This is a genomic window from Bdellovibrio sp., assembly GCF_036384735.1.
Classification (GTDB): Bacteria; Bdellovibrionota; Bdellovibrionia; order Bdellovibrionales; family Bdellovibrionaceae; genus Bdellovibrio.
In genome coordinates this window covers 66,755-74,613 of the sequence record NZ_DASVLT010000005.1, presented here as the reverse complement: position 1 = coordinate 74,613, position 7,859 = coordinate 66,755, and the positions used below count along the sequence as shown (strand labels likewise).

The following is a 7,859-nucleotide window of genomic DNA, read 5'->3' as shown; positions in this document are numbered from 1 at the left end:
CGACCAAAGCAATATCGCGAGTCATTCCACCGAAAGGGCCACAATAGACAATCTCTTCAAGCCAAGAAACTTCCTGTGTGACATCATCTTTGAAAATAACCTTCGACCAAAAGCGATTGATGCTATCCCAGCTATAACCACGACTCTTCAGGTGGTCTTTCGAATCAAACGGGGCCGCTGTGGCTATAACTTGAGTCATCAAGCGTTTTGCATTTTGCATAAGTTCGTGCAAATAAGGTTTTTGATCCCCGCCGCTCGGAAGGCTTAGAAGATACAAAAGTGCGTCCGCGTCATTCAAGGCTCGATGAGAGTCTGTGAAGAAGCCATGATATATATTCAAGAGTTCAAGTTTCGAGCTAAAGAAGCCTTTTGCATTCCAATCAATTTGCTTTAAAGAACAAGCCCAGATTTTTTCATTCGATGGTTTTGATTTCTTGTCTATGAAGGGGCGATCAAAGCGGGCATTGTGGGCAATCACCAAAGCACATTCGCTGAGTAAAGCATTTACTTCATCCCAATTGATTTTTTGATTAGCAATCATTTCGTCTGTAATGCCAGTTAATGCGATGATTTCTGCAGATAACGGGCGACCCGGATCTTGGAATGAAGAATAGCTTTTTGCTAGAGACAGCACTTCGCCTGTGTTGCGATTAAAAAGGAATTGGCGAAGACCAATTTCAATGATTTGATCTTCGGCGTGATTAAGACCGGTTGTTTCAACGTCAACAACAGCTCCTAATCGAACGAGGTCCGAGTTTTGTTTGAGCCATTCTGTGGTCGCATATGCCGGGAAAGGCATTTGACAATCTTCAAGCCGACGCAACGTCACTGTTCTGCCGTCATCTGATTTTCCGATCCAACGAAATGCCATTTGTAACTCCTTAACATTCTTAATTTATGACTAGTTCCAGAATTTCTCCAGTTAATTTGCAATCGAATGAAGTGTGTCAAATTCAGTACCCACACTCTCGTTCAAGAGGTATTCTTTGGCCATGGCAAAGACGGCGAGTTTGTGGGCACAGTTAGTAAGTTTCGATAAAAGTAAGATGGATTCATGGGTCGCATTTCGAGCGGCTCTCGGAATGGCCTTATCGGTTGCAATCGGTGAGATGACTCACTCGTCAGCCATAGGTCTTTCTATTGCGATCGGTGCTTTAAACGTTTGCTATTCTGACAAGTCCGATTCTTACATCGAACGTGCAAAACGCATGTTTACGGCCTCATTGATTTCCGCCGTCACAGTTTTTGTGGCGGGTCTTGCGGCCCATAATCTTATCGTTTTATTTATAGTATTGATAATCGGTGCTTTTTTGGCGGGTATGTTGGTTGTTCTTGATTCTGTCACTGCAGACCTTGGAGTCATTGGTCTTGCGACTCTATTGATTTTTTCCTCTGCACCTATGGACCCGCAAGCCGCTTTGGAAATGAGTCTTTATGCCTTGTTAGGAGGAATTCTTCAAACACTGATCAGTGTAGGACTTTGGCCCATTCGCCGTTACAAACCAGAACGTCGCGCTTTAAATTATTTGTATCAGGATCTAGCTTTTTTGGCTGTGACTGTTAGCTACAAAAAAGACACCACTCCACCGGGCAGTTTGCAGAGTATTGAAACTCAAAATGCATTGATAGCATTGGCAGGTGATGATCGCCTCGAGGCCCGTCGTTATCGTTCGTTGTTAAGTCAGGGCGAGCGACTGCGTATTACTATTCTGTCTTTGCTACGCCTTCGTAATCGGTTAGAGCGTGAAGATCATCATATCATGGTCAAGGAACTCACCTCACTATTAGAGGTGAGTTCAAAAGTTTTAAGAGCGGTTTCCCAAGTCATCACTTCAGGAAAAACATTAGGTGTTGGTGAAAAATATTTGAATGAAGTGCAAGAGTTAACAGTGAAAATCAGAGCACATCGTAAAGAGGATGAAGGTCCTTTTTTGACTGCGGTCCTGGATGATTTGATTTATCAAATTGAAGCTTTGGGTGGGCAACTTCGTGCTGTGGCTGAACTAGTCATTAAAACTACGGCCGTCGGTAGTGATCGTGCAAAGCAGGCCGAGGCATCTCGACCTCTAAAGCTTCGCTTCTGGGGAAGTCTTGCGGCTTTGCGCGCAAATCTGACTTTGAAATCTCCGGGCTTCCGTCATGCGATCCGTTTGGCAGTTTGCATTGGGATTGGAGAAGTTTTTAGTCATTTATTCCCTTCCCATTTGCATCGTGCTTATTGGATTCCCATGACTATTGCGATCGTTTTAAAGCCGGATTATGCGGCCACGTTTAGCCGGGGAATGTTGCGTATGTTGGGAACTTTGATGGGGGTTTTACTTGCAACGGTGCTATTTCATATTTTCCCCGATGCGATGTGGGCCCATGTTGTGCTGGTGGTTCTCTTTACATATCTGATGCGTTGGATTGGTTCTGCAAACTACGGAATTTTTGCAATGTGTGTAGGGGCCCTGGTCGTGGTGCTAATTTCTATGGAGGGCGTGGCACCAAAAGATGTCGTGATGGCTCGCGGAATGAACACAATCATCGGTGGGATGATCGCCTTGATTGTATATTTGCTATGGCCCACGTCCGAGAGATTGCAGATGAGCGAGGTTCTGGCGCGCATGCTAGAGAGCTACCTTGGATACTTCAAAGCCGTTCAAGATAAAGTTGATGGGGTTTCAAATTATTCAGACCGTGAAGTCGATCTTATTCGTCAGAGTGCTCGTGTGGCCCGTGCAAATTTTCAAGCTGCGACAGGAAGGTATTTGGTAGAACGTGGGGCTAATTTAGAAGACAAGAAGGTGTTGAGTGCAATAACAGTGGCTTCAAACCGTTTTGCTCATGCGATGATGTCTGTAGAGGCGGGGTCATCTCAAAAGCTTACGACCGAGCAGCTGGCGGCATTCAACCAATGGGCTTTAGAGACCGAAACGACGTTGGATCTTCTGATTCAAGCTCTGCGTGGAAAGGAGATTGCACATAAAGAATTTCCAGATCTACGCGCTGCTTATGTGCGGTTTTCCGAGTCAAAAGATATTCAAAAGCATTCATTGGTATACGCAGAGTCAGATCGTATGACAAATAGCCTTCTGACATTAAGCGAGCAAGTTCTTAAACGTCTTTTTATGAATCGCTTGGAAAAATCCAGAGCGTCTTGAGCATAAAGAGAGCAGTCTAGAATACTGAAAAGATAGTCGCGACATTGATAGTCACACTGTCACCTTCAAGATGCTGAGGATAAAATGTAAAAAAGGGATTGATGTAGACATCGCGAGTGAATGCGTAACCCATTCCAAATCTTTGATTTACAGATCTATTCAGAAGTGCAAAATTGTCATTGCGCGCCCGCGGATTCCACAAAGAGATATTCGACATCGTGATAGCACTTAACTTGTCAGAGAAATTGTATTTCAGATTAGGATTGAAGTCGAAACTATAACGAGCGGCTTTGCCATCAGTTGTTTCATAATCCCGATTGTATAAGAAATAGCCGAAGGCGATATCTGTCCCGATGGAAAATCCACTGCGGCCTAAATCGTAAACCATCGAGTGATTGTCCAAGATGTATCCGTACTGACCCACCTTTAAAAACTCAGGAACAGTTCTGAGCACAAATCCAGGCGAGTTCTTCATTTGGATATCCGCCACACGGGTTGAGTAATCATAATTTAGAATTGGGTTGCTAAGATCGATGCGCTCCATGCCGTGGAAAGGATGAATCGCTTTAAGACCCGTAGAGATGCCAATGGTGCTTCTGCTATTGATACGATAGCGTGCACCCATGGTTCCTGATAGAGCCGTTTGAAAACTTCCGATTGTTCCGTCTGGATTGGGTTGATCTTTTTCGGATAGATCCGTCACCGTAGGGCCCGCATAGGTCATATTGAACTTCAAGCTGTAGCGAGACAACGAACCTGAATCTGCTTTAAGACGAGCATCTGTGATATCAAGGTTGTCTTGAAATTTTTTATTGGTCAGTTGATCGCTTAAAATGGATTCCACCTTTTCAGATGTCATCGAGACAGACGACTCTGCCGCCCAAAGAGGATTTGTGACGAGGAAAGAAATTAGAAAAATCCATTTAAACATAGCGAAGACTTCCATTTTCAAGATGCAGGACTTGTGAAGCAAAACGCACGGCCTGTTCCTTATTGTGGGTGATAAAGATCAAGTTATGATCACCTTGAGCTAGCCACATATCTAAAAGCTGCTCGAACAGGGCTGTTCGCTGTGAGTCCAGTGAAGACGTGGGCTCATCCAAGAAGAGACCGCGGGGGTGAAATTGCAACGCGCGAATTAAATGGATCAGCTGTCCTTCGCCGCCTGATAAAGTCATGGCATTCTTCCGCAAAGTCTCCTCAGACAGGCCTAGCTGATTTAAAAGATTCAAAACAAATTCTCTATTGTACCTGTCAGAACGGTGAGCTTTGAATTGATAAGGGTAAAGTAAGTTGTCTTCCACTGTGCCAGGAATGAAATGAGATTTTTGATGAACATAGCAAACCCTGCGAGCTGTTTTTTCAAAAGAAACGTTCGAGGATTTCTTTACATCATCGCGAATGGAGGAAAGATCAATCCCGGTCATGGATTTCAATAGACGACTTTTTCCGGTTCCTGAGGGCCCCATCAAAGCCCACTTTGCGCCGGGAGGAATTTTAAAAGACCAATTGCTATTTTCATCGGTGAACCAAGGCGGCATAAAAAAGAAGTGACTGAGGCCCATAGCAATCAATGAACCCACCATAGCAGTCAGTAGAATCAAGAACATCACCAAAATTTGAAATCGCGCCGCAGTTAAAGGATCAACGCCGCCGATCACTTGACCGGCCATGACTCCAGGAAGGCTTACGATACCGACCACAGTCATGCCGTTCAAGTTGGGTGTTAAAGCATTTCTTAAAATGTCACGATATAGGCGCTGGCAGGCTTCTAAAGAGTTTGCACCTAAAGCCTTGAACGTCTCAACTTCAAGAATGTTTTCAGCCCGAAGTCTCTGCAACCCTAAAAAACTTAAAGAGATAGACGAAAGTGCATTCCCGACAACAACGCCCATGAAAGGAATGAAGAACGACGTCTGGCGAAGCGCTTCGCTGTGAAAAAAGAAGTAAAGTGCAAGAAATCCTAGGGGCCAAGTACTGCCCATGAGGGACAGCAGAGCTGCCGCGAAAATTTTAAAGGACTTCTGTTTAAGTCGGGACGTCACAGCTTGAGCCGCCACCAAGGTCATCACCAGCAAAACGAGAAAATTCACCCAATAGGTATCAGCCTGCAAGATCCAACGAAGAATGTATCCGACGGCGATCAATTGAACTGTTGTCCGTAATGAGGCAATGAAAAAATCTTTCTCAAGATCCAGTTTTAGAAATTTCGAAAGACCCATAGCGATGATAACGATGATGCTGGCAAAAGCAATCTGAGTATTACCAAAGCTTTGCGTATACAAAGACGACGAAATCATAGCTCACCAAAGATATTTTGCAATTGAATAGATTTAGATCCTTTGAAGTAGATGACTTCAAACTCTTTGCTCCATTGCCGAATGACCGCACGTGCTTCCATAGCCGAAGCGAAATGCTTCGCTTGATTCTTGGATAAACCCAACTTCAAAGCTTTGGAGTGAATCCGTAGAGCTTCATCTCCAACGGTTGCAAGTCCCAAGGAGGTATTCTGTGAAAGAAATAGACGATGAATTGAGTCTGCGACAGCGTCATGGGCTTTTTCTGATTCGGTTCCGAGTTCCAGCATGGATCCCAAAACCAAAAGTGTTTTTTTGTTAGTAAAAGTTTTTTGCAGTTGTTCAAGACCCAGGTTCATGCTTTCGGGGCTGGCATTGAAAGCATCATCAATAGCCGTGAGGCCTTGCCATTTAAATATTTGAAAGCGGCGGGCTACTCCGGTGAATTTAGAAAGACCGTGGACTATTGTTTCGAAGGGAATATCGAGAGCTAGGGCTAGAGACACAGCCGCCGCGACGTTAATCCCTTTGCCAGAACTTACGAACGACGTGGAAAAGACTTTGTGGAAGCCGAAGATTTTAAGGTCAACAGTGTCCTTTGTGTCGCTTAAAACTTGAATATCGTTGTCGTCATTAAAACCAAACGTGATTACTTTTTTCTGTGTCGTATGGGCATAATCTAAAATCTTAGAATCATCACCAAAAGCGATGATTGTTTTTGCCGATGGCGCAGATAAACCAGAAAGCTTTTCCTTCCAAAGATTCTCTAACGAACCAAATTCGCCCACGTGAGCCGTGCCAATATTTAAAAGAGCCACAATAGATGGTTGAAGATAACTAAGCGGAATTTGAAAATCTTGAAGACGGCGGGCACCCATTTCGAAAGCCGCTATGGGGCAATCAGGGGGAAGGCGCAAAATTTGGTTTGCCAAGGCTATTTTGGTGTTTTGGTTGTCAGGGCTTATAAAACATTTTTCTGAGTGAGATCTTAAGATACTTCCCAAAATTTCTTTTACGCTGGTTTTCCCAGCACTGCCCGTGATAACAGCGATCTGCGAGTTTAATTGAGCGCGCTTTTGCTGTGCCAAAGAAAACAAATATTGACGCAGGTCTGGAACTGAAAAATGCGGTGCAGAGGTGGTTATAGATAATTCTTGCCCTTGTTCAAAGGTAAAACCCACGGCTCCTTTTTCAAGAGCGTCATTGATGAGACAATGTTGATTGATATCTTTGATAGTCAAGGGCAGGAACCAATCTCCTGCTTGAACTTTTTTAATATCTGTCTGAATCGTCTCGAACGTGGGCTTCATTTTTTAAACCAAGAACTGACTGCGTGATTTGAGCACTTCCGTTAAAGAGTTTGTTTTTTGGTAAAGCTCGATCATATCATCCGCTGGAGTTTTACCAGTCAAGATACGTTTTTTAAAGACTTCTAAGGCTTGAGGATTATAACCCCAGTCCTTTAGAATCGCCGGAGCTCGCTCGAGCAATTCAGTCGCACGTGCCTTCATGTCTTCGGCTTTAATCCCGTGGCGGGCCACTTGGCCTAGATCGTAGATACGAGTTTGCTTGCTAGCGCGGCCCTGAAGACCTTCATCCAAAACCAAAGTTAGAAACGATAAAAATTGTGCTTCGATCTCTTCGATAGAGTTCGGCATGTCGAAGACCTTAAACTCATAACGATTTTTTTCCGTGGGATGGAATTCGATCGGAGGTGCGATGTAGCTGCGCTTGTGCATGCGGAAGCTTTTTCCGAAACCATCACGCAAAGCCCAAGGGCTGCCATCGACAAACGGAGACGCCACACTCAATGCAGACAAAGCTGGTCCGTAGTAGTTAATCTTAGCTTCAAGATCGTCCGCGGAAACCATCGCCGCCAATTTGTCAGAGAGACTGACGTTGATATCTGGACCGAAAGTTGTCATCACTTCCATAGACCATTGCCAATAGTCGTGGCGACGTTTGTTTTGTGGACCCGAAAATTGAGAGTGAATGGGATGATGAGACAAGCACACCAAATCATAGTCACCGTCATTCATTGCTTTACGAAGGCGCGTGAAAAGAGTCGTGTGAACTTTCAAAACCTCTTCAAGGCTATTGCAAACAGGGGTACGAATCTCTACGCCCTTAGGTAAAATTTCTTTCGCATGGAAGTCCATGTCGGGAAGATGGTAACCTTCAACCACGAAAGGCATAAGTTTTGTTTGCGGTGGTTCAAGATCCAAGCCTTCACAAGAAGGAATACCGTCAAGAGGAACAGACTCAAAGATGCCATTCAATGTTTCAAATGTCAGGTCATGGTGCCAAAGGGGAGTAAAGTCGTCCTTTGTCACGACGAGATATTCGGACTCCAATCCGAAACGGAATTCTTTTGCTAGATTCTTTTTTTCTTCACTAGAAAACTGCGAAAATGTCATAG

At 44.4% G+C, this 7,859-nt stretch carries 6 protein-coding genes; 1 reads left to right on the top strand and 5 read right to left on the bottom strand.

The window, feature by feature from the left end; genetic code table 11:
* Window positions 1-871, bottom strand: an 871-nt coding sequence (locus tag VF412_RS00650) for a 3'-5' exonuclease (RefSeq protein WP_331337257.1), incomplete at its 3' end; no start/stop codon positions are given.
* Between the two features lie 121 nt (window positions 872-992).
* Between VF412_RS00650 and VF412_RS00645 the strand changes: the two genes are divergently transcribed.
* On the top strand, window positions 993-3,143 hold the full coding sequence (locus VF412_RS00645; protein ID WP_331337256.1) for an FUSC family protein: 2,151 nt from the start codon (window positions 993-995) through the stop codon (window positions 3,141-3,143).
* A 16-nt stretch (window positions 3,144-3,159) separates the two neighbouring features.
* Here the strand turns inward: VF412_RS00645 and VF412_RS00640 are convergent, their stop codons facing one another.
* From VF412_RS00640 to VF412_RS00625, 4 genes are read right to left on the bottom strand one after another with little or no spacing between them, the layout of a single operon-like run.
* A complete protein-coding gene (locus VF412_RS00640) occupies window positions 3,160-4,074 on the bottom strand; it encodes a hypothetical protein (RefSeq protein WP_331337255.1) in 915 nt (304 codons plus the stop codon).
* Window positions 4,067-5,443, bottom strand: a complete 1,377-nt coding sequence (locus tag VF412_RS00635; protein WP_331337254.1) for an ABC transporter permease — start codon at window positions 5,441-5,443, stop codon at window positions 4,067-4,069. The genes VF412_RS00640 and VF412_RS00635 overlap by 8 nt, the downstream gene beginning before the upstream one ends.
* Window positions 5,440-6,750 (bottom strand): UDP-N-acetylmuramoyl-tripeptide--D-alanyl-D-alanine ligase, encoded by a 1,311-nt coding sequence (locus tag VF412_RS00630; RefSeq protein ID WP_331337253.1) that lies wholly within the window; start codon window positions 6,748-6,750, stop codon window positions 5,440-5,442. Before VF412_RS00630 ends, VF412_RS00635 begins: the two co-directional genes overlap by 4 nt.
* A gap of 3 nt (window positions 6,751-6,753) precedes the next feature.
* Entirely contained in the window at window positions 6,754-7,857 is a 1,104-nt protein-coding gene (locus VF412_RS00625; protein ID WP_331337252.1) for a glutamate-cysteine ligase family protein, read from the bottom strand.
* Window positions 7,858-7,859 lie beyond the last annotated feature (2 nt).

Coding starts and splice junctions, on each gene's coding strand:
- VF412_RS00625 (WP_331337252.1), bottom strand. CDS start 7,857: ATGACATTTTCGCAGTTTTCTAGTGAAGAAAAAAAGAATCTAGCAAAA.
- VF412_RS00640 (WP_331337255.1), bottom strand. CDS start 4,074: ATGTTTAAATGGATTTTTCTAATTTCTTTCCTCGTCACAAATCCTCTT.
- VF412_RS00630 (WP_331337253.1), bottom strand. CDS start 6,750: ATGAAGCCCACGTTCGAGACGATTCAGACAGATATTAAAAAAGTTCAA.
- VF412_RS00645 (WP_331337256.1), top strand. CDS start 993: ATGGCAAAGACGGCGAGTTTGTGGGCACAGTTAGTAAGTTTCGATAAA.
- VF412_RS00635 (WP_331337254.1), bottom strand. CDS start 5,443: ATGATTTCGTCGTCTTTGTATACGCAAAGCTTTGGTAATACTCAGATT.